At 71.8% G+C, this 25,241-nt stretch carries 21 protein-coding genes; 8 read left to right on the forward strand and 13 right to left on the reverse strand.

Annotation, left to right across the window (positions count from 1 at the left end; all coding sequences use genetic code 11):
* Positions 1-712 (reverse strand): MerR family transcriptional regulator (locus ACWD4G_RS28655; protein WP_451298360.1); only part of this gene is annotated, 712 nt, incomplete at its 3' end.
* 218 nt (positions 713-930) lie between these two features.
* Here ACWD4G_RS28655 and ACWD4G_RS28660 point away from each other — a divergent pair.
* The 3 genes from ACWD4G_RS28660 to ACWD4G_RS28670 all read left to right on the forward strand — a co-directional run bounded on the left by ACWD4G_RS28660 (position 931) and on the right by ACWD4G_RS28670 (position 5,721).
* Positions 931-1,887, forward strand: coding sequence for a DUF3152 domain-containing protein (locus ACWD4G_RS28660; protein WP_451298362.1), 957 nt, complete (start codon positions 931-933; stop codon positions 1,885-1,887).
* A gap of 104 nt (positions 1,888-1,991) precedes the next feature.
* On the forward strand, positions 1,992-2,894 hold the full coding sequence (locus tag ACWD4G_RS28665) for an ATP-grasp domain-containing protein (RefSeq protein WP_451298364.1): 903 nt from the start codon (positions 1,992-1,994) through the stop codon (positions 2,892-2,894).
* Between the two features lie 223 nt (positions 2,895-3,117).
* Positions 3,118-5,721: a LuxR C-terminal-related transcriptional regulator gene (locus ACWD4G_RS28670; protein ID WP_451298366.1), complete on the forward strand. Its 2,604-nt coding sequence runs from the start codon at positions 3,118-3,120 to the stop codon at positions 5,719-5,721.
* On the opposite strand, the gene ACWD4G_RS28675 is transcribed toward ACWD4G_RS28670, so the two are convergent.
* The 12 genes from ACWD4G_RS28675 to ACWD4G_RS28730 form a co-directional block, all read right to left on the reverse strand.
* On the reverse strand, positions 5,699-6,139 hold the full coding sequence (locus ACWD4G_RS28675) for an ATP-binding protein (RefSeq protein ID WP_451298368.1): 441 nt from the start codon (positions 6,137-6,139) through the stop codon (positions 5,699-5,701). The genes ACWD4G_RS28670 and ACWD4G_RS28675 overlap by 23 nt on opposite strands.
* Positions 6,140-6,141: 2 nt before the next feature.
* Positions 6,142-7,095 carry an MEDS domain-containing protein gene (locus ACWD4G_RS28680; protein ID WP_451298370.1) on the reverse strand — a complete coding sequence of 318 codons (954 nt, stop codon included), beginning with the start codon at positions 7,093-7,095 and terminating at the stop codon, positions 6,142-6,144.
* Positions 7,096-7,265: 170 nt separating this feature from the next.
* Positions 7,266-8,012 carry a hypothetical protein gene (locus ACWD4G_RS28685; protein ID WP_451298372.1) on the reverse strand — a complete coding sequence of 249 codons (747 nt, stop codon included), beginning with the start codon at positions 8,010-8,012 and terminating at the stop codon, positions 7,266-7,268.
* On the reverse strand, positions 7,987-8,850 hold the full coding sequence (locus tag ACWD4G_RS28690; RefSeq protein ID WP_451298374.1) for an FkbM family methyltransferase: 864 nt from the start codon (positions 8,848-8,850) through the stop codon (positions 7,987-7,989). Before ACWD4G_RS28690 ends, ACWD4G_RS28685 begins: the two co-directional genes overlap by 26 nt.
* Entirely contained in the window at positions 8,847-9,104 is a 258-nt protein-coding gene (locus ACWD4G_RS28695) for a Trm112 family protein (RefSeq protein WP_451298376.1), read from the reverse strand. The genes ACWD4G_RS28690 and ACWD4G_RS28695 overlap by 4 nt, the downstream gene beginning before the upstream one ends.
* A complete protein-coding gene (locus ACWD4G_RS28700; RefSeq protein WP_451298652.1) occupies positions 9,101-10,021 on the reverse strand; it encodes a hypothetical protein in 921 nt (306 codons plus the stop codon). Before ACWD4G_RS28700 ends, ACWD4G_RS28695 begins: the two co-directional genes overlap by 4 nt.
* A gap of 24 nt (positions 10,022-10,045) precedes the next feature.
* Entirely contained in the window at positions 10,046-10,801 is a 756-nt protein-coding gene (locus ACWD4G_RS28705) for a class I SAM-dependent methyltransferase (RefSeq protein WP_451298378.1), read from the reverse strand.
* Between the two features lie 9 nt (positions 10,802-10,810).
* Positions 10,811-12,265, reverse strand: coding sequence for a condensation protein (locus ACWD4G_RS28710; protein ID WP_451298380.1), 1,455 nt, complete (start codon positions 12,263-12,265; stop codon positions 10,811-10,813).
* Positions 12,262-16,674, reverse strand: coding sequence for an alpha-(1->3)-arabinofuranosyltransferase domain-containing protein (locus ACWD4G_RS28715; protein ID WP_451298654.1), 4,413 nt, complete (start codon positions 16,672-16,674; stop codon positions 12,262-12,264). Before ACWD4G_RS28715 ends, ACWD4G_RS28710 begins: the two co-directional genes overlap by 4 nt.
* The gene (locus tag ACWD4G_RS28720; protein ID WP_451298382.1) at positions 16,671-17,348 is read right to left on the reverse strand and encodes a class I SAM-dependent methyltransferase; all 678 of its coding nucleotides are present in this window, start codon (positions 17,346-17,348) and stop codon (positions 16,671-16,673) included. The genes ACWD4G_RS28715 and ACWD4G_RS28720 overlap by 4 nt, the downstream gene beginning before the upstream one ends.
* Before the next feature lie 149 nt (positions 17,349-17,497).
* Positions 17,498-18,649: a glycosyltransferase family 4 protein gene (locus ACWD4G_RS28725; RefSeq protein WP_451298384.1), complete on the reverse strand. Its 1,152-nt coding sequence runs from the start codon at positions 18,647-18,649 to the stop codon at positions 17,498-17,500.
* Positions 18,650-18,844: 195 nt separating this feature from the next.
* A complete protein-coding gene (locus ACWD4G_RS28730) occupies positions 18,845-19,822 on the reverse strand; it encodes a DUF3068 domain-containing protein (protein ID WP_451298386.1) in 978 nt (325 codons plus the stop codon).
* A gap of 315 nt (positions 19,823-20,137) precedes the next feature.
* On the opposite strand from ACWD4G_RS28730, the gene ACWD4G_RS28735 reads away from it, so the two are divergent.
* The 5 genes from ACWD4G_RS28735 (at position 20,138) to ACWD4G_RS28755 (ending at position 25,186) form a co-directional block, all read left to right on the forward strand.
* Positions 20,138-20,290 (forward strand): hypothetical protein, encoded by a 153-nt coding sequence (locus tag ACWD4G_RS28735; RefSeq protein ID WP_451298388.1) that lies wholly within the window; start codon positions 20,138-20,140, stop codon positions 20,288-20,290.
* 4 nt (positions 20,291-20,294) lie between these two features.
* On the forward strand, positions 20,295-21,578 hold the full coding sequence (locus ACWD4G_RS28740) for a PucR family transcriptional regulator (RefSeq protein WP_451298390.1): 1,284 nt from the start codon (positions 20,295-20,297) through the stop codon (positions 21,576-21,578).
* 133 nt (positions 21,579-21,711) lie between these two features.
* Complete coding sequence (locus ACWD4G_RS28745) at positions 21,712-23,412, forward strand: hypothetical protein (protein WP_451298391.1); 1,701 nt, start codon at positions 21,712-21,714, stop codon at positions 23,410-23,412.
* A 155-nt stretch (positions 23,413-23,567) separates the two neighbouring features.
* Positions 23,568-24,341, forward strand: a complete 774-nt coding sequence (locus ACWD4G_RS28750; protein WP_451298393.1) for an IclR family transcriptional regulator — start codon at positions 23,568-23,570, stop codon at positions 24,339-24,341.
* Entirely contained in the window at positions 24,338-25,186 is an 849-nt protein-coding gene (locus ACWD4G_RS28755; RefSeq protein ID WP_451298395.1) for an SMP-30/gluconolactonase/LRE family protein, read from the forward strand. Before ACWD4G_RS28750 ends, ACWD4G_RS28755 begins: the two co-directional genes overlap by 4 nt.
* The last annotated feature ends 55 nt before the right edge of the window (positions 25,187-25,241 follow it).

The following is a 25,241-nucleotide window of genomic DNA, read 5'->3' on the forward strand; positions in this document are numbered from 1 at the left end:
CCTGAAAGACACGGCCCCTGCGGGCCGTAAAGCAAGGGGCGCAGCCCCTGCTTTTCAGGGGCGCGGGGAACTGCGCGAGCAACCACACACCACCCGCGCTCGCCCCCAGAGAGCACCCCCACGGCGCATAGGCGAGCGGACACCCAACGTTCGGCATGCTGCCCGCCGGCAGCGGTTCGCGGTCCAGGGTCTTCAGGGCCTCCACGGCCGCCGTGCTCGCGGGGGCGCCGGCCGGGCCGAAGCCGTCGGCCACGGCGAGGACGTGGGCGCCGGCGTAGGCGGTGTCCTGGTTGGCGGGGCGGACCAGGCCGGTGTCGGAGAGGGCGGCGTAACGGAGTTCGAGCATCGTGGTGTCCTTCCTCGATGACGTGCTGTCGGTCAGGTGGGACACGAGGAACGCCGCCAGTTCGCGCCGGCTCGCCGTCTCGGCCTCGACCTCGGCCCAGTACGCCCGGATCTCCCGGGCCGCCGGGGCGGGGGCGAGCGAGCGGACCGTGCGGATGCGGGCCAGCGGCATACCGAGCCGGCGCAGCCACGCCACCAGCCGGGCCTGTTCGAGCTGCTCGGCGGCGTAGTAGCGGTAGCCGGTGTCGGGGTCGACGCGGGCGGGCCTGAGGAGGTCCAGTTCGTCGTAGAGCCGTAGTGCCTTCGGCGACAGCCGGCATGCCTTCGCGAATGCCCCGATCGTCAGCATGCTTCCGCTGTCCGCCATGGCTCCCCCGTCGGGTCTCGGCTATGTCCCGGCTCACGGTCGTTCGTCGTGCTGTCGTCGATGCTCGGGCTTCCCCGAAGGTGAAGGTCAAGGGTGGTGTGTGACGTGGTTCTCGGAGGGGTTTCGGCGATCTGAACGTGGGCCGGGCGATTGGTCGTTATCGTTTTGTGATCGATCGGGACTCATCCGATCACATTCCGATCACACTCTGAAGGAACATGACCGAGCGCAAGGCAACACCTTCCAACGGCCGTCGTAGTCGCGGGAAGGCTTCCCATGGCGGGCGCAGACGGAAGGCGGCCGCGCGGCGGGGCGTGGGGCCGCTGGTGGGTGGGCTCGCGGTGGTGGCCGTTCTCGGTGTCACCGGGGTCGGGATCGTGAGCTGGACGTCCGGTGGTGAGGGTGACCGGGGCGAGTTGTCCGCCGGGGCCGAGTCCCGTACGTCCGCCGGGGGCGGGGCGGAGGACAGCGCCGAGCCTTCGCCCGAGGACTCCCGGCCGGCCCCCGATGACGACGGGACGCCCAGCAGTTCTCCCAGCGCCTCGCTCGACAAGACCCCGAGTCGGTCCCCCAGCGCGTCGGCCGACCCGCCGCGGCCCACCACCTTCCCCGAGAACGGGCCCGGCACCTTCACCGTGGCCTCCGGCACAAGCGACAAGGTGGGGAAGGGGAAGAAGCTGCGCCGCTACCGGGTCGAGATCGAGGACGGGCTGTCGCTGTCCACGTCGGCCGTCGCCGAGGAGGTCGAGGCCGTCCTCAAGGACCCGCGCGGCTGGACGGCGGACGGCGAATCCGCCTTCCAACGGGTCTCCGACGGCGCCACCGACTTCGTCGTCAAGGTCGCCACCGCCGGCACCGTCGACGACATCTGCGGCGACTACGGGCTGGACACCGGAGGCGAGTACAACTGCAGCGTCGGCGGCAACGTCATGGTCAACATCAAGCGCTGGGAACTGGCGACACGGTTCTACGCCGACGACGTCAAGGGCTACCGCGCCCTGATCATCAACCACGAGGTCGGCCACTTCCTCGAACACGGCCATGTCACCTGCCCCGGCAAGGGCAGACCGGCCCCCGCGATGATGCAGCAGATCAAGGGCCTGAAGGGCTGCGTCCCCAATGTCTGGCCGTACGACGCGGACGGGCGGCTCATCACGGGGCCCTCGGTGCCGTGAGGCGCGCCCGGGCGAAAACCGGTCCGAACCGGTCACCCCGGGTTGTTAGCCTGCGCCGACCGGCCATACGCCTCGTCGGCCGGCCTACGAGATGAGGAGAACCCGTGGCCCGTATCGCCGCTCCCCGCATAGCCCTCGCCACCTACGACCCGGGGGCGGAACCAAGGGTCGACCGGGATCTGCCGGGGCTCGTCGGCGCGCTGCGGGAAGCGGGCGCCGACGCCGAGGCCGTGTGCTGGGACGATCCGGGGGCCGACTGGGCCGGATACGACCTGGTCGTCATACGGTCGACCTGGGACTACAGCTGGCGGGCCGCCGAGTTCCTGGCCTGGGTGGAGCGGTGCGCCAAGGTCACACGGCTGGCGAATCCGGCGGAGGTCGTGCGGTGGAACGCCGACAAGCGGTATCTCGGGGAGCTGGGGGCGGCGGGGGTGCCCGTGGTGCCCACCGTGTATCTCGCGCCGGGGGACGGAGGCGCGGAGGGGGACGGGGGCGGGCTGCCGGACTCTTATGAATTCGTGGTGAAGCCGACCTCCGGGGCGGGGGCGCGGTTCGCGGCGCGGTACACGCCCGAGCAGCGGGGGATCGCCCTGCGGCATGTGGAGCGGATGCGTGCGGAGGGGCTGACCGCGATGGTTCAGCCGTTTGTGAAGAGCATCGACTCCGCCGGGGAGCGGGCGTTGCAGTTCTTCGGGGGGCGGTTGTTGCACGCGAGTCGTAAAGGGGCGGTGTTGGCGCCGGGGACCGCGTATGACGCCGACAAGGTGGCGCATCCGAATCTTGAGCGGTGGGTGCCGAGTCGGGCGGAACTGGGGGTTGCCGAGCGGGCGTTGGCCGCCGTGCCGGGCACGGCGGAGTTGTTGTATGCGCGGGTGGATCTGGTGGATGGGGATGATGGGGGGCCTTGTGTGATGGAGCTTGAGTTGGTTGAGCCTAATTTGTTCCTGTCGTTGCATACGGAGTCGCTGCCGCGGGTGGTTGAGGCGATTGTGAAGGCCGCCCAATAGCTCGGGGGGTGGGGTGGTTTGGCGAGTTCCGGTTGTGTGTGGTTGCTCGCGCCCACGCGGCGGAGCCGCATATCGAGACAGCCCCGCGCCCCTCAAGGGGCGCAGCTCCTCACCCGGACAGGCGGCAATTTTTGTCGGCGGGGCTCTGGCCGTGCCCGGGGTCCACGGTTCGGGGTTACAACAGCTCGTACGGGAACCACAACTGAGGGCGTGAACCGGGGTCGTGGGCGGAGCGGAGTCGCGGCGGACTTCCGGCTTTCCGGCGGAGCTGACGAGCTTCGTGGGGCGGCGGGACGAGGCGGCGGATGTCAGACGGTTGTTGTCGGCGGGGAGATTGTTGACCCTGACCGGGCCCGGCGGGGTGGGCAAGACCCGGCTCGCCGGACATGTGGCGGAACAGGTCGCGCGGGCCTTCCCCGACGGGGTGTGGCTCGTACCGCTGGCCGCCCTGCGGGACGAGGTCTTCGTCCCGCACGCGGTCAACGACGCCCTCGGTGTGCGCAACGAGACCGTACGGCCGCCGCTGGACATCCTCGTCGAGTATCTGCGGGAGCGACGGTTACTGATCGTGCTGGACAACTGCGAGCACGTACTGCGCAGTTGCGCGGTGCTCGCGGGGACCGTGCTGGCGGCGACCGAGGGGGTGCGGATTCTCGCCACCAGCCGGCATCGGCTGGGGCTCGCCGGGGAGCAGCTCTTCGAGGTGCCGCCGCTCTCCGCGCCCGCGCCCGAGGAACTCGCCCCGGTCACGGCGGTGTCGGTGGGCGCCCCGGCCGTCGAGGCCTTTCCCGCGCTGCGGTTGTTCGCCGACCGGGCGGCGGCCGTGGTTCCCGGGTTCACCGTCGGCGAGGGCAACCAGCAGGCCGTCGCCCGGCTCTGCCGACGTCTCGACGGGCTGCCGCTGGCCATCGAGCTGGCGGCGGTCCGGGTGCGTGCCCTCGGCGTGGACCAGCTCGTCGAACGGCTTGACGACCGCTACCAGTTGCTCACCGGCGGCAGCCCCACCTCCGCGCCCCGCCATCGCACCCTGCGCTCCGCCGTCGACTGGAGCCATGAACTGTGCACGCCGCAGGAGCAGTTGGTGTGGGCGCGGCTGTCGGTCTTCGTGGGCGGGTTCGACCTGGCCGCCGCCGAGGCCGTGTGCGGGGGGACGCGCGGGGCGACGGGCGAGGAGGCGAGCGGGGTCGATGTGCTCGACGCCGTGGCCGGGCTCGTCGACAAGTCGGTGCTCGTACGGGAGGAGCACGGCGGGCACGTACGGTACCGGCTGCTGGTCTCGTTGCGGGACTACGGGCTGGAGAAACTGCACGAGTCGGGTGCGGTGACCGAGACCCGGCGCCGCCACCGGGACCATTTCGCACGGCTCGGCGCCGAGTACGAGATGGCCTGGTTCGGGCCCGACCAGGTGGAGATCACCGAGCGGCTGCGGATCGAGCAGGACAACTTCCGGGCCGCGCTGGACTTCTGTCTCACCACCCCCGGCGAGGCCCAGCAGGGGCTGCGGCTGGCGGCCGACCTGTGGTTCCACTGGGTCGCGGGCGGTATCTGGGGCGAGGGGCGGCACTGGATGGACGGTGCGTTGCGGGCCGGGGCCAAGCCGGACATGGCCTCCACCCGGTCCCTGTGGGTGGGGGCGCTCACCTCGCTGGTGCACAGCCGCTCCGCCGCCGTACTGGCCGGACTCGACCCGGCGTACACCGCCGCCGTCGCCGACAGGGAACTCCCGGTGCCCGCCCCGCCGCCGGTCCCGGCCGCCGCCCTCGGCGCCCGCACCTCCACCACCGGTTTCATCGTCCTCACCCGCGTCGAACTGGCCTGCACCCTCGTCAGCCGGGGCCGCGCCGCCCAGGCCGTACCGCTGTGCGCGCAGGCCGTCGCCCTGTGCGAGGCGCACGGCGAACAGTGGGCCCGTGGCTGGGCGTTGCGCACCCTCGCCCTCGCGCACTGGTCGCTGGGGGCGTACGAGACCGCCGCCGAGCACGCCCGCGCGTGTCTGCGGCTGCCGTACACCGCGCGACAGCACCAGAGCCTCGCCCGCACCCTCGATCTGCTGGCCGCCGCCGAGGCCCTGGCGGGGCGGGCCGAGCGGGCGGGTGTGCTGCGGGGCGCGGTCGACCGGATCTGGAACGACATCGGCGGCGACCCCATGCAGTCCCCGCGCCGTGGCCGCCTCCGCATCGCCGAGCACCACGCCCGCCAGGCCCTCGGTGACGCCGCCTATGACCGGGCCCACCACCACGGCGGCACCCTCACCCCGGACGAAGCCCTCATGTACGCCCTCGGCGGGCATGAGGGGAGGGGTACGGGCTCGGGTACGGGTTCGGGCAGGCGTAGGGGCACGGTTGTGGGGGCGGGCTCCCGGTTGCGGGGCCGCGAGGGGCACGGGGTGGACGTACGCGGTGGCTCCGCCGTACGCGGGGGGTCGGCTGCTGCCGGTGGGCCGAGCGAGCACGGTGGCGCGGCCGTACACGTGGATGACGGTCCGGCCGCACCCGGTGGTCCGGCCGCACCCGGTGGTTCTGGCGCGCCCGGTGGTTCTGGCGCGCCCGCGCATCCGGGCGGGCCCGGCGACACGGTGCCGGGTGCGAGCCACGGTCGTGTCGGTCAGCCCGGCTCGCCGTTCGGCGATGAACCGGTGCCGCTCACCCGGCGGGAGCTTCAGGTCGCGGCGCTGGTCGCGCAGGGGCGGACGAACAAGCAGATCGCCGACCATCTCGTCATCGCCCGCCGCACCGCCGAGGGCCATGTCGAACGCATCCTGGTGAAACTGGGCTTCAACAACCGCAGCCAGGTGGCGGCCTGGTTCAGCGCGCGGTCGCGGCCCTAGCCGACGGGATCGGCGGGGCGGGGAGGCGGACGGAGAGGGTGGTCGTGGTGCCTCGGGGGGTGGTGCGGAGTTCGAGGCGGCCGGAGAGGCAGCGGACGAGGAGCTGGGCGAGCCGCAGTCCGTGGGCCTCGGGGCGGTTGGTGAGCAGACCGGGGCCGCCGTCGGTGATCACACAGCGCAACTCGTCCCGGACCAGCCGGAGTTCGATGGTGCCGGTGTCGCCGCCGTGGACCACCGCGTGGGCCGCGCTCTCCCACACCGCCTGCACGAACGCCCCCTTCGCGCGGGCGGTGAGCCCGGCCCGTAGGGCGCACTCCTCCACCAGGCCCCGCAGCAACGGCAGTTCGACGGCGTCCAGCCCCGTCCGCAGCAGCCGCTGTCCCTCGTCCTCCGCCTTCGCACGGCCCCCGGCCCCCATGCTCACCGCGTCCCTTCCCGCAGACCCCGTCGGCTCCCCGGTTGCCGTTCGCTCTCCGACGGCTCCGTCTCCTCCACACTGACCACCAGCTGCGGCACCTCCTCGGCGCCCAGCTGCTCCAGGACCAGCGCCAGCAGCTCCCCGCACCGCACGGTGACCTCACTGCCCGGCGGCAGCGAGGAGGCGAGGCTGATCAGCTGCCATGCGCAGTGCGCCTCCATGAAGCACAGGTCCCGCAGATCGAGGACGAGGCGGCGCGGCCCGGCGTCGTCGCGCCGGTCGAGGGCCGCGCGCAGCGCCTCGATGAACTCCGCCCGTGTGCTCAGCTCCGCCGTACCGGCGATCCGGCCGCCCGCCGGGGTCTCGACGACCTCCAGCGAGTCGAGGCGGTCCATCACCCGCAGGGGGTGCGCCTTGGCGATCCCGGAGGCCATCTCGTCGCCGAAGCGCCTGCGGTCGTACCAGCAGATCGCCGTGAACAGGGGGTCCGCGAAGAGCGGGGCCACCGAGGCCTCGTAGTCCAGCAGCCGGTCCTGGCCGAGGTTCATCCGGGGCGCCCAGCTCATGTCGGCGGTGACGCTCAGCCCCGACCAGCCCTCGTCGTGGGCCCGTTCGACCTCGCTCCGGTAGGTGTCGATCGTGCGTTCCTCCCGGAACCGGCCGTCCGGGACGTACACCTCGGTGTTCCGTCTGACCGCGAACTGCCCCTCGGCCTGTGCCGCCGCCACCTGTCCGCTGCCCCGGTCCAGCAGCGCGACCACCTCGTCGTCGCTGAGGTCGTCCGGGTCCATGACCAGCAGCACCTTCTCCCGCCGGGCCAGGCTCGTGCGCGTATACGCCGTGAACACCTTCCACGGCGACTCCCCGTCGACGTCGGCCGGCCCCATACAGGCGTGATCACCCAGCCGCAGCCGCTCCACTGGCACGGTCCGCTCCACGCGGTGCTCGGTCGTCATGGGGCCGCCTCCCCTTGAGATCAGGACTCTGCAGGGACGTTAGGTGCAAGAGGGGCGAGACCTCCCGTTTGACCACCGATTTCCGCTTCGGTGGCGATTGTGGGGAGAAATCGGGGTGAGGGGTGACGGTTTGTGTCCGTGCGAAGTCGGTTTCCGACAAGGGGAGGTTGTCACTCCTGTCCGTCGGCCGGCGGGGCGCCGGGCCTGTGGGCGACCCGCTGCAGCAGTCCCCAGGTGAACTCCGCCACGCAGTCCCGTCGTTCACCGCTGCCGTCGGGGGCCGTGAAGGCCAGGCCCCAGCGGGTGGGCGCGGTGCCCTCCAGGGGACGGGCGGGGGCGAAGGCGCGGGCGACCTCGTCCACCGTGCAGGACCAGGGGACGAGATCCTCGACCGTCCGCAGCTCGGGCCCGGCGGCACCCGGTGCCCGTACCAGCCACTCGTTCCAGACCGCCCCGTTCTCCGCCACCAGCACCTCGAACCGCAGATCGGCCCACAGCGGCACCGGCCACCGCCACGCCTCGCAGTCCAGATCCCCGACGCGCCGGGGTACGACGGCCTCGGGCACCCCGAGCACCGACCGGTAGCGAGCGGCGGCCCCCCGCGCCCTCGGCGACCGCACCATGGCCTGCCAACGCTTGTTGGCCTCCCGCATCCCGGCGATCGAGACCCCCAGCTCATGCCGGGCGTCCTCGACCCGCTCGGGGTTGTGGTCGGCCATGCGACGCAGCAGGACGAGCTGGAAGTCGAGGGGCGTGAAACGGCCGGAGGGCTTGGCGGGGCGACCACGGGAGCCGACAGGGCCGCCGGGGCCGTTGGGATTGCCAGGGCCGTCGGGACCGCCCGGACCACCAGGGTCGTTGGGATTGCCGGGGCCGTCGGGACCGCCCGCGTTATCGGGGCGCTTCGCGGAGGACATGGCTCCCATCGTGGCGTACGGTGCCCGCCGTCGCCCCATGGCGATGCGCCGGGCCGCTCGCGCGCGTCCGGCCGCCCGGGCGCCGCCCGTCCGGCAGGAACAGCACCGAGTTCACATAGCGCGGCCCCGCGAACGGCAGGACGCGCCGCAGCAGCCCCCGGGAGACGACGTACGCGGTCCGCGCCTGGTGCGCTTCGAGGGCGGCCGGGTCCAGGGGGAGCCAGGCCCCGGCGGGGCGGACCCAGCCGGCGTAGCCGAGGCCGGCGAGGAGGTCCACGACCGGGGCGATCGGCTGGATACGGGACTCCAACTCGATGAAGAGGGCCGGACGGTCGCGTACGAGGAGCCCGGACGCGCCCTGGAGGACGGCCAGTTCGTTGCCGTCCACGTCGATCTTGACGAAGCCGACGTCGGCCAGACCGAGGCCGTCGAGGGTGACACAGCGGACGTCCAGCGCGCGGGCGTGGATGTCCCGGCGGACCAGCGACGACACACCCCGCCCGCCGTCGTCGCCCGTCGGCAGCCACAGCCGGGCGGTGCCGGGGCGGTCGGAGGCGGCGGCCTGGACGACGCGGACGTTGTGCGGGGTCGCCGAGGCGAGCAGCCGGGCCAGCCGGGGCACCGGCTCGACGGTCACCACCCGCCGGGCCCGGCCCGACAGCCGACGGGTCCAGGGGCCGTACCAGCCGCCGACGTCCACGGCCGTACCGCAGTCCGCCGGACACAGCTCGTCCAGCCGGGCCAGCTCCGGCTCGAACCGCGGATAGACGGCCCGCGCGACCGAGGCGACCAGCCGCTCCGGCAGCAGCGGCGCGAGCCGGGCGGTCAGTGTCGTCATGAGCCGATCCTCTTCACCAGCTCCTCGTGTTCGTCCTCCGACACCTGTTCCCCGGACGACGGCAGCAGCTGCGGAATGCCGTCGACGATCGGATAACGCCGGTGCAGCCGGGGGTTGTAGAGCGACTCCGAGGACGACGACCGGGTGGTGTCCGGTGCGGTGTCCGGTGGGTCCCCGTCGTCGACCACCAGGTGCAGCGGGCCCTTGTCCAGGGGGCACGCCAGGATCTGGAGCAGCGGGTCGTCGGGGTTCATGGCGGGGTCAACTCCTTGGCGGGGTGGGGGGTTTCGGCGGTCGGCGCGGGCGGCCGGGGGTCGTGTTTGGGCATGCTCAGCAGCACGGCGACGGCGAGGACCGTGCCGGACAGCCGCAGCACCAGGCGCGGCGGATCGTCCGGGAGGGTCTCGCCGAACGACAGCGTGCCCAGCACGGCCGTGAACAGACAGGTCACCGTCGTACAGACCGGCACGATCAGCGAGGCCCGGCAGCGTTGCAGCGCCGCCTGCGACATGACCAGGCCGAACGCGCCGGTGAAGAGAAGGAGATACGGGTACGGGGAGCGGAGCAGCCCGAGGACCGCCTCCCCGAGCCCGCCGACCGTGAGATAGCTCGACACCCCCTTGATCGCGAGCGAGCTGACCCCGTAGAGCAGGCCCACGGCCACGCCGTACTCCACACCCGTGGTCGGCAGCCGGTGCCGGTGCCGGGCGCGGCGCTCGGCGGAGCGGTACAGCCACACCCCGCCCGCCAGCGACGGCAGACAGATCGTGAGGACGAGCGCGTACGGTGCCTCGCGGCTGACCGTGTCGGAGCGCTCGTCCAGCGACAGCACCACCATCAGCAGCGCGGCGAGGATGGCACCGAGGGCGTACCGTTCGCGGCCCGTGGTCTCCTCGCCGAGCAGCCGGGCCGAGAGCAGTACGAGGAGGACCAGACCGGAGACGAAGATGCCCTGGGCGGCGGCGATCGGCAGCGTCCGGTACACGGCGAGCTGCGCGGCGAACCCGGCGGCCAGCGCCAGTGAACCGCCGATCCACAGGGGGCTGCCGAGGACCAGCCGCAGGAGGCGGAAGGGTTCTCGGACCGTCACCTGGGGCAGCGCGCCGAGCGCCCGTTTCTCCAGCACGAAGCCGGTGCTGTACAGGGTGTTCGCCAACAGGGCCGCGGCCACTCCCCACCACATGGTCCACGCTCCCTAGGGCTCGCGAGACGGTTTGCGTGCGTGCAGGAGGAGGATCGACGCCGCCGATGGGACGGCGGACGCCAGGCGGTCCAGTGGGCGCAGGGGGCGCGGTACGCCGTGGAAGGGCGCGCCTCGTAGGCGTACGACCTCGAAGCCGGACGCGGCCACGAACTCCCGTAGCGCGCGGGCGGTGTAGAGCCGTAGGTGGCCCACGACCTCCGTGCCCGGGCGGCCGTGGATACCGCGCAGGCTGACCTCCGAGAACACCGGCTGGACACCGGCGAGGAGCAGGGCGCGGTTGTACCAGGCGGCCAGGTTCGGGGTGGAGAGCATCAGATGGCCGCCGGGGCGCAGGACCCGGCGGATCTCGTCCAGTGCCGCGTCCGGGTCGACCAGGTGCTCGATCACCTCGCTGAACAGGACCGCGTCCGCCGAGCCCGATCTGAACGGCAGCCCGCCGTCGGTGAGTTCGCCTCGGACCGCGTACGGGATGCGGGTGCGGGCGCGTCTGAGGGCGTCCTGGGACCAGTCGATGCCGATGATGCGGTGGCCGGGGAGGAGGGGTGCGGCCGTGGCCGCCGCCGTGCCGTCGCCGCAGCCTATGTCGAGGATGGTGCAGGTACGTGCGGCGGTCGCGGCGAGGGCCCGCGCGAGCATGTGGGCCTGGGCGAGGGTGCGGGCGGGGCCCGATGCCACGGGGACGGACGGGTTCTCGTAGAAGTCGCGAAGGCCCGGGCCCGGGCGGGCGGTGTGCGTTGTCGTCGGCATCGCGTGTTCTCACCTGTCCTCTTCCGTCTTGTGCAGGTAGTGCTCGAAGAGGTCGCGGAGGTGGGCGCCGTCGCCGTGGCCGAGGAGGGCGCGGGACCAGCGGAGGGCGAGGTGCAGCCGGCCCGCCGTGGAGGCCGTGGTGACCGTCAGGCCTCGGGGCATACGGGCGGGGGCCGAGAACCATACTGCGTGGGCGCGGCCGGCCTCCTCGCCGAAGTCCAGCGGGTACGGGATGCGGCCGATGTTGCTGAGGAGCGTCGTCGAGGTCCAGGGGGCGGCGGCCCTGCGCAGACCCCGGGTGACCGCCGCCCGCCATGCCACCGGGACGATCGGGGCCGTCAACAAGGAGGCGCCGTGGCCGAGTTGGGGGCGGGGGAGGGATTTCAGGGCGCGGGTGCGTTCGGCTGTGCGGGTCAGGAGGGTGGGGGTGGGGGTGTGGTCCGGGTTCAGTTCGTCGGGGTGGAAGGGGACTTCCACCAGGCGGGTGCCGTTGCCTATCGGCATGTCCGTGTCCCTGGAGCGGTCGTCCACCGGCATGGTGATGCGGAGGGGGCGGGGGTGGGCGCCGTGCTCCCTGTTCCAGTGGGACAGCATCAGGGCTGTGGTGACCATGAGTTGGTCGTTCACCGTGTAGGGGGCGGATGTGGGGCGGTGGGGGATTGGGAGGTCGGTGACGAGGAGGCCGTTGCCGGGGGAGGGGTCGGGGGTGCCGGGGGCTACTCGGGCGGGGCGGGTCCAGTTGGAGGGGGGTTGGGGGGTGGGTGGGGGTGTCTGGGGGGAGGTGGTGCGGATGGGGGGTGCGGTGGGGGAGTTGTCCTGGCCGCCGTACAGCTGCGCTGCTGTGGCGAGGATGCGGAGGCAGGCTGGGCCGTCCAGGGCGGTGTGGTTGATGGTGAGTAGGAGGACTGTGCCGTTGGTTGCTGCGTGCCCGGGGGTGGGGCTCGGCGGGGGTTGGCTGCGCAACTCGGCGCTACGAGGTGCCGCTCTCGGTGGGATGGGCGCCGCCCCAGCGGCACGATTGCCCGCAGCTGGGTGAGCTGGGTGGGCACGATTGCCCGCAACGAAGTTGGGCACCACCTCCAAGCGGACCGGTGGCGACAAGGTCAGGGGCGGGGCCTTCGCCAAGGCCCTCGTTCTCGCGTCCCTCAGCGCACGCGGACCCGGCGGCAGAAAGGTCACCACATCCACCTCCGGTTCCTCCGTCAGTTGCCACTCGTAGCGGCGGGTGTACCAGTGGGCCGGGGTTTCCCGCATCAGGATGCGGGGGTGGTGGTGGAGGGCCTGGGTGAAGGCTGTGCGGAGGCGGGTGGGGTCCAGGGGGCCGGGGAGGTGGACCTCTATGTGGACGGTTTCCGGTTCCTCCTCCTGGAGGCAGTGGCGGGAGATCTCGTCGACCACCGGGAAGGGGATGCGGACGGGGTCCCGGGCCGCGTCGTCGCGGGCCGGGCGGGCCGGCGCGGTCATACCGGTTCACCTCGCTCCGTCCCGTCCACCGGCCCCGCCGGCCGATCGGTCCCCTCCTTCGGCTTGGCCAGGGGAATCCGTCGGGTCGGTGGGTCCACGTCCTCATCCGGTTGTGGTGGCAGTACGCCGGGGCCCCGTGCCGAGACCGTCTGGCCGGAGGCCGGGGGCGCCGTCGGGATCGCCGGAGGTGTCGTCCTCCTGCGTTGGGGCAACGGCTCCGTCGGCTCCTCCGAGCCCGGCGGCACCCGGAACCGCAACGTCGACCCGGGGCTCGACGGTGCCGCGTCCACCCCCGCTCCCACGCTCACCAGCGCCGCGAACAACCCGATCAGCGCCAGGAGTTGGGCGGGGGAGCTGAACGCGCCCTCGCCCGCGGCCACCGGCTCGCCCGCGCCCGTGGCGGCCACGACGCCCGCCCCGGCGAGGGCCAGGAAGGCGATCGGGACCAGCAGCGCGTGCCGTTTCCAGGCGAGGAGGGCCAACAGCGGGACCAGGACGACGGCCCAGAGGCCCGCGATGACGATGCCGACCAGCGTCAGCGCCACCGTGCCCAGCCACAGGCCCGGGCCCGGCGGTGCCGGCTGCGGGGCGTCGGGGTTGGGCTCCTGGCGGCGCCACAGCACCAGGCCGATCAGGACCACGAGGCCCACGCCGGCGCCGATCAGCCCGGCCTCGTACGTCACGGACGGCTCGTACGACAGCTTGACCGTGCCGCCCGCGCCGCCGGGGACGCGCCAGCCCTGCTGCCAGCCGTCGAGGCGTACGGGGGTGAGTTCGCGGCCGTTCAGCGTGGCCGTCCAGCCCTCGTTGAAGTTCTCGTACGTCGTCAGATACGAGGCGGCGCCGTCGCCGACCGTCACCTCGCGGCGGTCGCCGAGCCAGTCACGGATGCCCAGGTCACGGCCTGAGGCGGAGGGCTCGGCGACCGTGCCCCGGGTCAGGGTCATGCCGGTGACGGCCAGGGCGCCGTCGTCCTCGGAGTCGACCGTGTGACGCTCGGAGGTGCCGAGCTCCACCTCGCCGTTCTCCGACTCGCCTTGACACAGCGTCACTTCGACGGCCCGGCGCTCCACCAGGTCCCGTACGGTCCCCTTCGCGCTCGTCTCGTACGTCTCGCCGTCGACCGTCACCTCCGGGCCCTCGCCGCACGGCAGCTCGAACTCGCGGGCGGAGGCGGGCTGCGGGGTGCGGAACTGGTCCAGGGCCGGGATGTAGGCCTCCGTGAGACCGACCGGGAGCTGGAGGTCGTCGTCGGCGACCGGGTTGTGGAGGGTGAGGGGGGCCGTCTCGGTGATGGTGATGTCGAGGCGGTCGGTGTTGACCGGGTCGAAGCGGACCCAGCCGTTCTCGTCGACACCGGCGATCACGGCACCGTCCGGGCTGCCGATCTCGACCTGGGTCGGCCGGGTGGACAGTCCGCCCGCCGGGGCCAGGACGAGCGAGCTGATGGGCCACTTGCCCTCCCAGCTCAGGTGGAGGGTGGGGTCGTCGCCCGCGATCCACGCCGTGGTCAGGTCGCCGTCGGTGAGGTTGCGGGCGGACAGTCCGGCGCCGAGGGCGGCCGTGGAGTCGGCGGTCGCCGTGATCCGGGACTGCTGCTCGGGGGCGACCTCGTAGAGGAGCTTGTCGAGTTCCTCGCCGGGTACGGGGACGGCCGTGGCCTCGACCTGGTACGTACCGGCCGTGGAGGTGGCGAAGGCGCGGTGCAGGCCGGGTTCCGTGCCGGTGGGGGCCAGGCCGGTGGGGTCGGTGGCCCGGTGCAGGGAGATCACCCTCGCGTCGGCCTGCGGGACATCCGGTTCCTCGGCGTCGACGGGCAGCCGCAGTGTCCGGGTGACCTCGACGCCGGGGATCTCGACCTCGGAGAAGCCCGCGCCGACGATCCCGGCGTGCCGCTGGTCCGAGTCCAGGATGGTGATCTTCAGCCAACTCGTCTCGCCCGGCTCGGCGTTGGCCGTCTGCTTGCTGCCGTCGGTCTGGAGGTTGGTGGAGCGTGAGCCCCGCTCGGTCTCGACCTTGATCCGGGTCGGCGCCGACCGCGCCCCGTCGCGCGGCAGCGGGGTCACCTCGAATGTCGAGGGCACTTCGATCGAGTCGTCGAAGTCGATCCGCAGCCACTGGCCCTTCGCCGAGTCGGGCGCGCCCTCCGCCCAGGCGGTGTCCGGGTCGCCGTCGAAGGCGTTGACCGGGTCGTACTGGGGGAGCTGGAACAGCCAGTTGCCGCTGGTGGACGCGGTCACCTTCGCGGCGCCGCGCAGCTCGGCCACCGTCTGGTGGGTCAGCCCCTTCACCGGCAGGATCTGCTTCGGCTTCTCCCCGGCGTCCTGCACGCTCCCGCTCGGATTCCGCTCCTCTGCGGTGTACGTGTACGACGTATTGGCGTTGACCAGCCCGAACCGGGTGTCCGCCAGCCGTAGCCCATCACCGACCACCTGTACGGCCGGGGTGCCGAGGCCGGGGTGGTTGTCGCCGGTGAGCACGGTGGCCCGGTCGCGCAGATCGGGGTCGGCGGCGAGCGGCAGCAGCGACTCGGGCCCGCCGGACACGACCGCCGTGTCGGCGATCGCCTTCATCCCGGCCTGTCCCGGCCGGGGCACATCCTCGGCCGGGCGATAGATCTCCACGGCCCGCTGCCTCGGATACAACCCCTCCACCTGCAACGGAGTGTCCTCGGCGATCCGCCCGCCGGTCATCACCGGCCCGAGCCCGGTCACCCGCTCGTACCCGGACTGCTCCAGCGTCCGCTTCACGGTCGTGGTCGGTACGTATCCGATCTGGTCGGGATCGAGATCGTTGCGCACGACGACGTAGTACAGACCCGCCCGGCTCAAGTAGTCGGCGAGCCCGGGCACTTGCCCTCCCGTCAGCAGCGCCTGCTCGACGGCGTCCATCGCGCGCCGGTTGCCGGGGGTGCCGAAGGGGACGTAGTCGCGCTGGGCCCAGCGGGAGTCGGCGAGGACGTCGAGGGGCTGGTCGATGGTGGAGCCCCAGCTGTAGAGGCCGTGCGCGGTGGCGGGGACGACCAGCGCCCGTGAATCCGGTGAGTACTTCTCCAGCCAGTCGGCCGTGGCCTGCCAGTACTTGGGCAGCTCCTGGAAGGAACCCGGCTGCAGCACCGACCCGTTGAGATACGGCCACAGCAGCCCCGGCAGTACGAGCACGGCGGCGACCAGCGGCGCGAACCGCCGCCCGCGCCGGACCCGTTGGCTCTCCGAGGCCACGCCCACCACATGGGCGAGCCCCAGCACCAGGGCGAGCGCCAGCCCGGTCTGGAACTTGTAGATGTTCCGGAAGGGGGCCAGCCACCCGTTCAGCCAGTCCTGGACCAGCCCGTGGAAGGGCGCCCCGAACGAACCGGCGTACCCGGCGAGGGTGATCAGCGCGACGACCAGCACGGTCAGCACCAGCCACCGCCGCTCGGGCATGTCCCGCCGGGCCAGCCCCGCGAGCCCCAGTCCGGCCGCGAGCGCCGACGACAGGACGACGATCACCGAGGCGGCGACGGACCACCCGGCCGGCAGCCAGGCCTCACCGAAGTGCAGATACCCCACCCAGTTCCCGGCCCCGCGCAACGCCTCGGTGGCGGACATGGTGGCCGTGGTGGTCTGCGAACTCTCCACATAGGGAAGGAAGTTCTCGCCGTAGACCCCGAGCAGCAGCAGGGGGATCACCCACCAGGCGGTCGCCAGCACAACCCCCGGCACCCACCATGTGATCAGCTTCCGCTGCCGGGGTCCGCGGGGCCGGGTCAGCAGATACAGCCCCACGGGCAGCAACGAGGCGAGCGTCGCCGCCGCGTTGACCCCGCCCATGAAGGGAATGACCACCGCCGACCGCAACGCCGCGACCCGCGCGCTGTACCGCTCGTTGGTGAGCGGCAACAACACCCACGGCAGAAACGCGCCGGGCAACGCGGCTGCGGACGTGGACCCGACGACGGTGGTGAACACGGGCCACAGCGCGTACGCGGCAGCGCCGACCAACCGCGCGGGAGGGTTGCCCACCCCCAGCCGCTCGGCCAGCCGCAAGGCCCCCCAGAAGGCGACGGCCACGATCAACGACAGCCACAGCCGCTCCGCCAGCCACACCGGCAGCCCGACCAGATCGGTCAGCCCGTAGTACGGCAGCATCGGCCACGCATAGCCGACGTACTGATCCTGAATCCCGCCGAAGCCACCCCGGTCGTGCCACAACTGCCCGAGATCGGACAGGAACTGCCAGGGATCGGTGGTCACCCCCAGCTTGGTGTCGAAGGTCTGCCGCCCTGGCCGCACCGCGAGAAGCAGCACGAACACCACGGCCCAGAACCCCAGCAGCCAGCGCCGCGACCGGGGGCCGTCGGGAGGGCCCCCGGTCGTGCCGACCGGCCGTACCGGCGCGGGAGGTGGAGCCTGGACCGTGCTCGTCATGGTGGACACCGCCGGAGGATGAGGAGGAGGTTCCAGGTGGCGAACTCACGCAGCCCCGGCGCCTTGACGACGGTCTCCGCGAGAAACGGCCAGTAGCGGGAGCGCGCCGACACGACGGTCACGTCGTCCCGGTCGCGCACCTGCCGCAGGGTGGTTCCGATGTGCACGGCGAAGAGGTTCTCGCCGAGGGTGTGCTTGGCGTCCTTCCCGGTACGCCGCCGATAACGGGCGCGAGCCCGCTCGGCCCCGAAGTAGTGCCAGGGCGCCCATTCATGCCCGCCCCAGGGCGACAGCCAGTTGGTGAACGAGACGTAGATCAGCCCACCGGGCCGGGTGACCCGGGCCAGCTCACTGAGAAAGGTCGCCGGATCGGCGACATGCTCCAGCACATTGGAGGAGAAGGTGACATCCGCGACCCCGTCACCGAGGGGCAACAGATACCCGTCGGCGACCACGGCTCCGGGAGGGGGCTTCTCGCCGAGTTCGGAGAGATCGGGTTCGAAGAGATAGGCGTGGGCGCCGCGTCGCCGAAACTCCTCGGTGAAGTAGCCGGCGCCTCCGCCGACGTCCACGACGACCCGTTGATCGACTTCACCGCCGTACGCCTCGACTTGATCAACGGCATCGCGGGCGAGGAGGGAGTAACAGTATTCGGGATCTTCAGGTTCACGCATGAAGGCCCGAAAGAGGGAGAGGGACCGACCAAGAGAGGGATCTTTGAAACGTGCGGCCACCCCGTTTTTTAAGGGGCGCGGGGAACTGCGCGACCAGCCCCTACGCACCCGCACTCGCCGTCCATCAGAGGTGGCACCCCATTTGGCGTTCATGGCGCCCAACCCCGCACCGCTTCCGAGGCGACGGCCCGAAACCGCCGCACGGTGTGCTCCCACCGATAAATCGCGGCCCGCTCCCGAGCAGCCCTGCCCATGAGAACCCGGCGCTCCCCCGACAGGGCTATCGCACACCATGCCGCAGCGAACGAAGACTCCCCCCGAGCCAGCACCCCGGTCTCCCCGTCCACCACGGAATCCCGAAGCCCCGGCACATCAAAGGCAACAGCAGGCGTCTCCCGAACCGCCGCCTCGGTGACGACAAGCCCCCACCCCTCGACGGCGGACGGATGCAACAACAACCAAGCCGCACACAACAACCGATGCTTCTCGCTCTCGGACACATGCCCCGCGAACTCGACCCCGTCCCCGGCCAACGCCTCCAGCCGAGCCCGTTCCGGCCCGTCACCCACGATCACCAGCCGCCCACCGGTCACGGGCCGCACCCGCTCCCACAGCCGCAGCAGCAGATCGATCCGCTTGTACTCGACCAGCCGCCCGACGGCGACGAACAGCGGCTCGGCAGAGCGCGCGGCACGCGGCCCGGGTTCCTCAACCCCGTTGTGGACAACCCGAATCCGCTCCCGATCAACACCAATCGTCCCGAGCGCACTCGCGGTAGAGGGCGATACGGCAACCAGCAGATTCCCCCGCTGCGCCCCCGTAAGAGCCCACCGCTCAAGTCGTCGGCCAAGCCCAGCCGCAGGCGACATCGCTCCGCCGAACCGCATCTGCCACAGATCGGTGTGAACATGATTGACAAGACAAAGCGTCGGCCCGCGATGCCACAACGGCGTCAGATACGGCATCCCATTGCACACTTCCACCAGCAGATCGCAGTCGCCGATCTGGCGGGCGAAGGTGGAGCGGGCCCGAAGGTGGTGGCTCAGATCGCCGCCGGCCGACACGACCCGGTAGTCGCGTACGGCCGCCGGGCCGCCGCACAGCAGGGTGACCTGATGGCCGAGTCGGGTCAGGCCCTCGGCGAGCCGGTCGACGAGGAGCTCGGAGCCCCCCGCCGCCGGATTACCGAGGTCACGGCGGGCGAGGAAAACGATGCGGCGCGGCGGTGGGGCGCCCGCCGCCTCCTGCCGGGCGCCACGCGGAAACGCGTCGACCAGCGAGAACGGCACGTGCTGGGGCATGGGTGCTCCAACTCGTCTCGGGGTGCGGAACTCAGCGTGCGTGGGCGATCAGGTACTCATGGGCGGGAATCGGGTGGTATGTGGGCGAGGTATGGGTGGGCTGTGCTCAGGTGGGGTGGATAGTTTTCGCCCAGCGGTTCGATGCGGCTACTCACCGGCGTGACAATTTCCGGGGTTTGTTGAGCTGACGCCCTGTCACATCGTGATCGGTTCCTGGGACGACTCGGACGTATCAGGGCGCCGCCTCCCGCGCGCGACCAAAACGGCACCCGTCGCGGCGAGGACGAATCCCGCCACGGCGGTACCGATCGGCACCGTCACCCCCACCAGCCGCAGCAGTCCGCTGTCCCGCTCGGCCTGCTCCACGGCGAACTTCTGGGTGGCCGGGGTGAACGCCAGCTTCCGCGCATCGAGGAGTACGGCCGCGTCCTGGGTGCCTCCGGGCGCCCGCAGGGTCCGGCGCGGCCCGGTCTGGGCGTAGATCACTCGTCCCGTGGCCTGGTCGACGACGAGTTCGACACCGTGGTTGGCGTACCACTCCTCGGCGAGCACCTGCGGCCGCTCAGGCTGGTCGACGAGGGCGCCGGGAACGAGCCGGGTACCGGTCCTGGTGGCCGGTACGGTCGCCGTGAAGCGCAGCCCTTCATACCCGTCGACCTTCTTGCGACCCTCGTAGTGGAGGGTGACCGTCTCGCCGAGGGTGTTGTCCCACCAGCGGTACGAGCGTTCCTGCACATCGAAGGGGAACTTCAGATACGCCTCACCCTCGACGTACGGCTTCTCGTCGCAGCAGTGGACGGGCCGGTTGGTCTTCCGGTCGCTGACCCAGCGGTGCGGGGTGAAGTCCAGCGCGTCGTGCGGATCGGCGGCCGGCAGCGACTTGTCCGTGTCGACCGTGGTCGTCACATCCCAGACGGCGGCCCCGCTGCGCTCACTTTCGGCCACATCACCGCGTACCCGCTGGGTCACGGTGATCTTCTGGTCCGGCACGGTCCTCACCTGCTCCACGTCGAAGACGCTGCCCGTGCCGGTGTAGACGGCGGTGGAGTCGATGTCGATCGGGTTCACGGCGGCCCGTGGCTTCACGTACCACGCGAGCAGGGGCGCGAGCACCAGCAGAAAGGTCCCGAGGCCCAGCAGGACCAGGGAGAAGGGCGAGGCTGTACGGCGCATCCGGGCACTCCAGGGCGTTGGGAGGTGCGACTCGGGCAGGCGTGCGATGGTGCGGGAACCCCACGCGGACCCCACGTGGACCCACTTGGGCCGGGAACCGTAGGCGGAGTCTTGACGCAGTGTCAATGCATTGCTGACACTGGGCTTTCGGTCGGCGGCCTGGGCGAGGCACCGGCCGGGGGGCCGTCAGGAGGTCCCGATCAGGTGGGCGAGGCACCGGGACCGGCAGACGATCCCGTAGCGGGCGCGAAGTGCCGCACGTACTCGAAGTGCCCTGGGTGGGGGACGACCTTTCGACGAGAGGCTGACCCTGCGATGTCCAGAATGCTCGCCGCCGCGCTGACCATGGTGGCCGCCGCCGCGCTCGCCGTGGGGGCCGCCTTCGGGATCGTCGCACTGCTGGAGGCGACCCCGGACCAGCCGAACACCCCGCTCATCACCTACGAGAACACCGGCCAGGATCGGTGATCACGTGACCGGCCATCCGGGAACCGCCACCGTCACCGCCGCCACCACGCCCGTCCCCGCCCGCTCCGCCTGGCACGATGTGCCGCGCATCCAGGTGCGCGAGTTCGCCGCGATCGCCATGGCCGAGGCCCCCGGTCTCGCCGAGGAGATCCTGCGCGAGATCCGACGGGAGTACCCCCACCTCCCGCTCGTCCTCGACGACTCCGGCGAGCCCATGGCCCTGATCGGTATCCGCCGCGCCATCGAGGTCTTCGTCCAGCACCTGGAGATCCAGCACATGGAGACCGCCGGGGGCCGCCCCCGCGTACCCCCCGGCGTCTTCCAGGAGTTCGGGCGGGGCGAGGGCCTCAACGGCCGCAGCCTCGACTCCCTCCAGGCCATCTACCGCCTCGGCGTACGCCTCGCCTGGCGCCGCTTCGCCGACATCGGCCAGCGGGTGGAGATCCCACCGCCCGCGATGTACGAACTCGTCGACGCCGGATACGAGTACCTGGACGGCCTGGTGGACCAGTCGGTACGCGGCTACGCGGAGGCGGCGGCCCGGCAGGCCGGCGAACGCCTCCGCCTCCAGCGCCGCCTCATGGAACTCCTCCTGGCCGAACACCACCGGGGCGACCCCGCCGACGCCCTCACCGAACGCGCGGCCCGCATCGGCTGGCCCCTCCCCGAGAAGGTCGCCGTCGGCGTCCTCCTCCGCCCCGCCCGCGAGGCCATGGCCCCGGCCGTCAGCCAAGGCGTCCTCCTCGACATGGAGTACGAACAGCCCCGCATGGTCGTCCCCGACCCGGACGCCGCCGGCCGCCCCGAACTCCTCCACCGCGCCCTCACCGGCTGGTCAGGCGCGATAGGCCCCCCGGTCCCGCTGTCCGATGCGGCGAAGTCCCTCCGCTGGGCGGAAGCCGCCGTACGCCTCATGGAACGCCGCCTCCTGCCCACCGGCGAGGTCCTGCACTGCACCGAACACACCGAGGCGCTGGTGCTGTTGCAGCCGGAGGAACTGATCGACGACCTGGCCTTACGCTGCCTGGCCCCGTTGGCCCACTGCGGCCCCACCCACGGCCGCCGCCTCGCCGAAACCCTCCTGGCCTGGCTGGAGACGAGGGGCGGAGCCCCGGAAGTCGCGACTCGCCTCGGCGTCCACCCCCAGACGGTCCGCTACCGCCTCCGCCAGATCCGGGAGTTGTGGGGCGACGAGATAGACGACCCCGACCGCCGCTTCGAACTGGAGCTGGTACTCAGGGCACAGCGGCTGCGGGGGGAGCTGGGGGACCCGCGCGGGCGACGCTGATGTCTGGCCGGTCGGGTCCTGGGTCCGGTGACGGACACCGGAGTCACTCGGCCGCAGGGCACCGAGCCGTAGACTTCGGCCGGGAACGCCGACGACGTCTGGCCGTTGCGCGCCCTCACGGGGAGGAGATCGCATGCAGGACCCTTCGGACTCGATGGAGATCGCCGAGCCTGAGGAGAACGGCCAGAGCACCACCGCCGACCCGCCTGCAGGGGACGATCCGGCACCCGACTCGGACATCGACTCGACGCCGGCGTCGACGGTCCTGGTGGAGGTGCTGCCCGGGGTGGCTCTCGTCGCGGGTGAGGTCCCGCCGGAGCTGAAGCCCGATCTGATCGACTTCGGGATCGTGCCGGCCGCCGACCGCAAGCAGATCTCGGCGATCCTCGCCTCGATCGGGAACGCGGCGACCGTGGCCGGCGATCTCGGGAACGCGTTCGCCGGTGTGCGGGGGCTCTACCGGATCGGCGGCACGGCACAGGCCCTGCTGAAGAGCGGCGCGACGCTCGCCGTCAAGGACGGCGGGCACCTCGGAGCGGTGATGGTTCCCGGCCGCATCCTGCATCAGGCCCGCTTCTACCCCGTGACCGCGGTGAGCAAGGCGCGGACCGCGGCCTCGATCGGGCCGGCGCTGGCCATGGTCGGCCTTCAGATGATGCTGAGCGAGGTCTCGGGCCTCGTCAGGACCAACCTCGCGGTGACGAGCCAGGTCCTCGCCACCATCCGCAAGGGCGAGTGGGCCGAACTGACGGGACTCGTCGCCGCCATCGATCGCGCGGTCGACCAGGCGCGGGAGATCGAGTCGGTCCCGACGTCGTTGTGGGAGGACGTCGCGGGCAGTGGAGCGCTGCTGCAGAAGCAGCTTGAGCTCTACCAGGGGAACGTCCGCGAGCACGTCGGAGAGATCGGTCGGCCCGACGGCCACGGCCCCCGTGAGTATCTGCGGACGAACGCCCAGTCGATCGTCTTCGACGCCTACGCCCTCCTGTCCTCCCTCAAGGCGTGGACCGGGTATCACGCGCTGCGCGCCGCGAGGGCGAGAGCCGCCGGCCGTGAAGACGCCGCCGAGGCGCAGTACGCCGAGGTCATCGCCCGCGACACCCGCGCGGAGTTCGACTCCGCCCTCGCCGAGACGATGAGCCTCGTCCACGCGCTGACACGGGAGCTGCGGATCACCGCCGAACTTCCCGGACCGGACGCGTGGCCGCTGCCGGGGAAGCGGAAAGAGGTGAAGGCGGCCCGCGAAACCTCCGCCCGTCTCCTGGAGGCGATCGAGCCTCTCGCCGACGCTCTCCGTCCGCCGGCCCCTCGGCTCGCGGCCCCGGACGTCGTCTGCGCACCCCCGTCGCTGGACCTCGATCCCTACCTTCGCATCCTGCGGTGGTTCCTCGACGACGGTGAGACCCTGCGGGTCCTCGGCTTCCCCGACCAGCTCGACGCCCTCGGTCCGATTTCCGCGATCCTCGGCGGAGCGAAGGAGAAGCTGGCGGCGGCGATGGACAAGACCTCGGCGAGGACACTGGTCGCCGTCACGGACCGCCGTATCGTCACGGCCAGGACGAACGCCTTCCTCGAACAGGGCGAGATCCGTCAGGTCGTCCCCGTCGACCAGGTGCGCTACGTCCGAGCGGCGACCGCACAGGACAGAAGCGCGCGCCTCGCGATCGACCTCATCACGCGCGACGAGAGCATCCGGTGGCTCTTCCACAGCGGCATCGACCACACGCGGGTGGACGCGCTCGCCGCCGTCCTCGCCGAGTCGATGACGATTCCGGACGCCGAACGCGACGCGCTGCGACGGCGCCGCCACACCCCCGTCGAGGCGGGCGAGTAGGGCGGACGCGGGCACGGCGGCGTACGTCTCCGGTGACGGGGACGTTCATGACCATTGCCCCGTCAAGGGCACTATGACTAGCCTGTGTTCGTTATGCCGATCGGCAGTTGAAATTTCGAACATCGTCAGTAGTGAGACAAGGGAGGGGGCCTGCCGTGGGACGCCTAGTACCTGCCGTGACCCGGGCGCTCGACATATTGGAGCTCTTCCTCGACGGGGACGGCACGCTGTCCGCCCCCGATATCGTGCGCAAGCTCCAGCTGCCCCGCACCACGGTGCACGAGCTGGTCACCACGCTCGCCGCCCGTGGGTACATCGTGCCGGTGCAGGGGCAGCCGGGACGCTACCGCCTCGGTGTCCGCCCGTACCAGCTCGGCAGCCGTTACGCCGAGCAGCTGGACCTCGCCGCCGAGGGCCAGCAGGTCGCCCGGTCCGTGGCCGAGACCTGTGACGAGACCGTGCATGTGGCGATCCTGGAGTACACGGACGTCATCTACATCGCCAAGGTCGACTCCACGCACGCGGTCCGCATGGTCTCCGCCGCCGGCCGCCGCCTCCCGGCGCACTGCACCTCCGTCGGCAAGATGCTCCTCGCCTCCCTTCCCGAGGCCGAGCTGAACGCCCGGATTCCGGACGACGCCGACCTGATCGCGATGACTCCGAACAGCATCACCGAGCCGGGCGCCCTGCGGGAGGCCCTCGCCCGTATCCGTGAGCGGGGTCTCGCCGTGGAGAGCCGGGAGTCCAACCCCGACGTCTCCTGTGTCGCCGCCCCGGTCCGGGACCGGGCGGGCAAGGTCGTCGCCGCGCTGTCGATCTCCGTCCCCATGATCCGCTGGAGCGACGAGCGCCGTATCGAGCTGGAGCAGCTGGCCGTGAAGGGCGCCGCGGAACTCTCCGAGCGCCTCGGACACCGGAGCGTGGCATGAGCACGTATGAGGTAGCGGTACGGGCCGAGGCCGCCCTCGGGGAGGGGCCGACCTGGGACGCCGACGCCCAGCGGCTGATCTGGATCGACATCCTGGGGTCGAGGGTCTACACGTTCGACCCGGTCTCCGGGCGCCGTACGGTCTTCACCACCGAGCAGCACGTCGGCGCCGCCAAGCCCCGCGCGGGCGGCGGGCTGGTGCTCAACCTCCGGGACGGTGTCGGGCTGCGCGACGCCGACGGTTCCTTCCGCTGGCTGCACCACGAGCCCGTCCCCGACCGCCGCGCCAACGACGCCGCCGTCGCCCCCGACGGCTCCCTCTTCGCCGGGACCATGCGTTACGACGAGGCGCCGGGCGGTGGCACGCTGGCCCGCTTCACCGCCGACGGACTCGACCGGACGGTGCTGGACGACGTGGCCGTGAGCAACGGCACGGGCTGGAGCCCGGACGGGCGCCTGATGTACTACGTCGACTCCCCGACCCGCCGTATCGACGTCTTCGACTACGAGAGCGGTGGACTGCCCGTCAACCGCCGCCCCTTCGTGACCATCGAGGAGGGCGCGGGCTTCCCCGACGGCCTCACGGTCGACGCCGAGGGCTGTGTGTGGGTGGCCCTGTGGGAGGGCGCCGCCGTCCGCCGCTACACCCCGACGGGCACCCTCGACCGAGTGATCCCCCTCCCCACCCCCCGCCCCACGGCCTGCGCCTTCGGCGGCCCCGACCTGACCGACCTCTACATCACCACGGCCCGAGTCGGCCTGGAGAGCCCCCCACCCCTGTCGGGTTCCCTCCTGGTGATCCCGGCCGTGGGCAAGGGCCTACCCCAGCCACCCTTCGCAGGCTGACCCTCGGTCTCGCCCGGGCCGCCGCCCCTGTTGCGGGTGGCGGCCCTGTCCGGGT

The sequence above is a fragment of the Streptomyces sp. NPDC002643 genome (assembly GCF_053592555.1).

Bases quoted from the DNA above. Each gene is read 5' to 3' on its own strand.
- ACWD4G_RS28660 (WP_451298362.1), top strand. From the start codon at position 931: ATGACCGAGCGCAAGGCAACACCTTCCAACGGCCGTCGTAGTCGCGGG.
- ACWD4G_RS28675 (WP_451298368.1), bottom strand. From the start codon at position 6,139: ATGGGGGCCGGGGGCCGTGCGAAGGCGGAGGACGAGGGACAGCGGCTG.
- ACWD4G_RS28680 (WP_451298370.1), bottom strand. From the start codon at position 7,095: ATGACGACCGAGCACCGCGTGGAGCGGACCGTGCCAGTGGAGCGGCTG.
- ACWD4G_RS28685 (WP_451298372.1), bottom strand. From the start codon at position 8,012: ATGTCCTCCGCGAAGCGCCCCGATAACGCGGGCGGTCCCGACGGCCCC.
- ACWD4G_RS28690 (WP_451298374.1), bottom strand. From the start codon at position 8,850: ATGACGACACTGACCGCCCGGCTCGCGCCGCTGCTGCCGGAGCGGCTG.
- ACWD4G_RS28695 (WP_451298376.1), bottom strand. From the start codon at position 9,104: ATGAACCCCGACGACCCGCTGCTCCAGATCCTGGCGTGCCCCCTGGAC.
- ACWD4G_RS28705 (WP_451298378.1), bottom strand. From the start codon at position 10,801: ATGCCGACGACAACGCACACCGCCCGCCCGGGCCCGGGCCTTCGCGAC.
- ACWD4G_RS28710 (WP_451298380.1), bottom strand. From the start codon at position 12,265: ATGACCGCGCCGGCCCGCCCGGCCCGCGACGACGCGGCCCGGGACCCC.
- ACWD4G_RS28715 (WP_451298654.1), bottom strand. From the start codon at position 16,674: ATGACGAGCACGGTCCAGGCTCCACCTCCCGCGCCGGTACGGCCGGTC.
- ACWD4G_RS28720 (WP_451298382.1), bottom strand. From the start codon at position 17,348: ATGCGTGAACCTGAAGATCCCGAATACTGTTACTCCCTCCTCGCCCGC.
- ACWD4G_RS28725 (WP_451298384.1), bottom strand. From the start codon at position 18,649: ATGCCCCAGCACGTGCCGTTCTCGCTGGTCGACGCGTTTCCGCGTGGC.
- ACWD4G_RS28730 (WP_451298386.1), bottom strand. From the start codon at position 19,822: ATGCGCCGTACAGCCTCGCCCTTCTCCCTGGTCCTGCTGGGCCTCGGG.
- ACWD4G_RS28735 (WP_451298388.1), top strand. From the start codon at position 20,138: ATGTCCAGAATGCTCGCCGCCGCGCTGACCATGGTGGCCGCCGCCGCG.
- ACWD4G_RS28745 (WP_451298391.1), top strand. From the start codon at position 21,712: ATGCAGGACCCTTCGGACTCGATGGAGATCGCCGAGCCTGAGGAGAAC.
- ACWD4G_RS28755 (WP_451298395.1), top strand. From the start codon at position 24,338: ATGAGCACGTATGAGGTAGCGGTACGGGCCGAGGCCGCCCTCGGGGAG.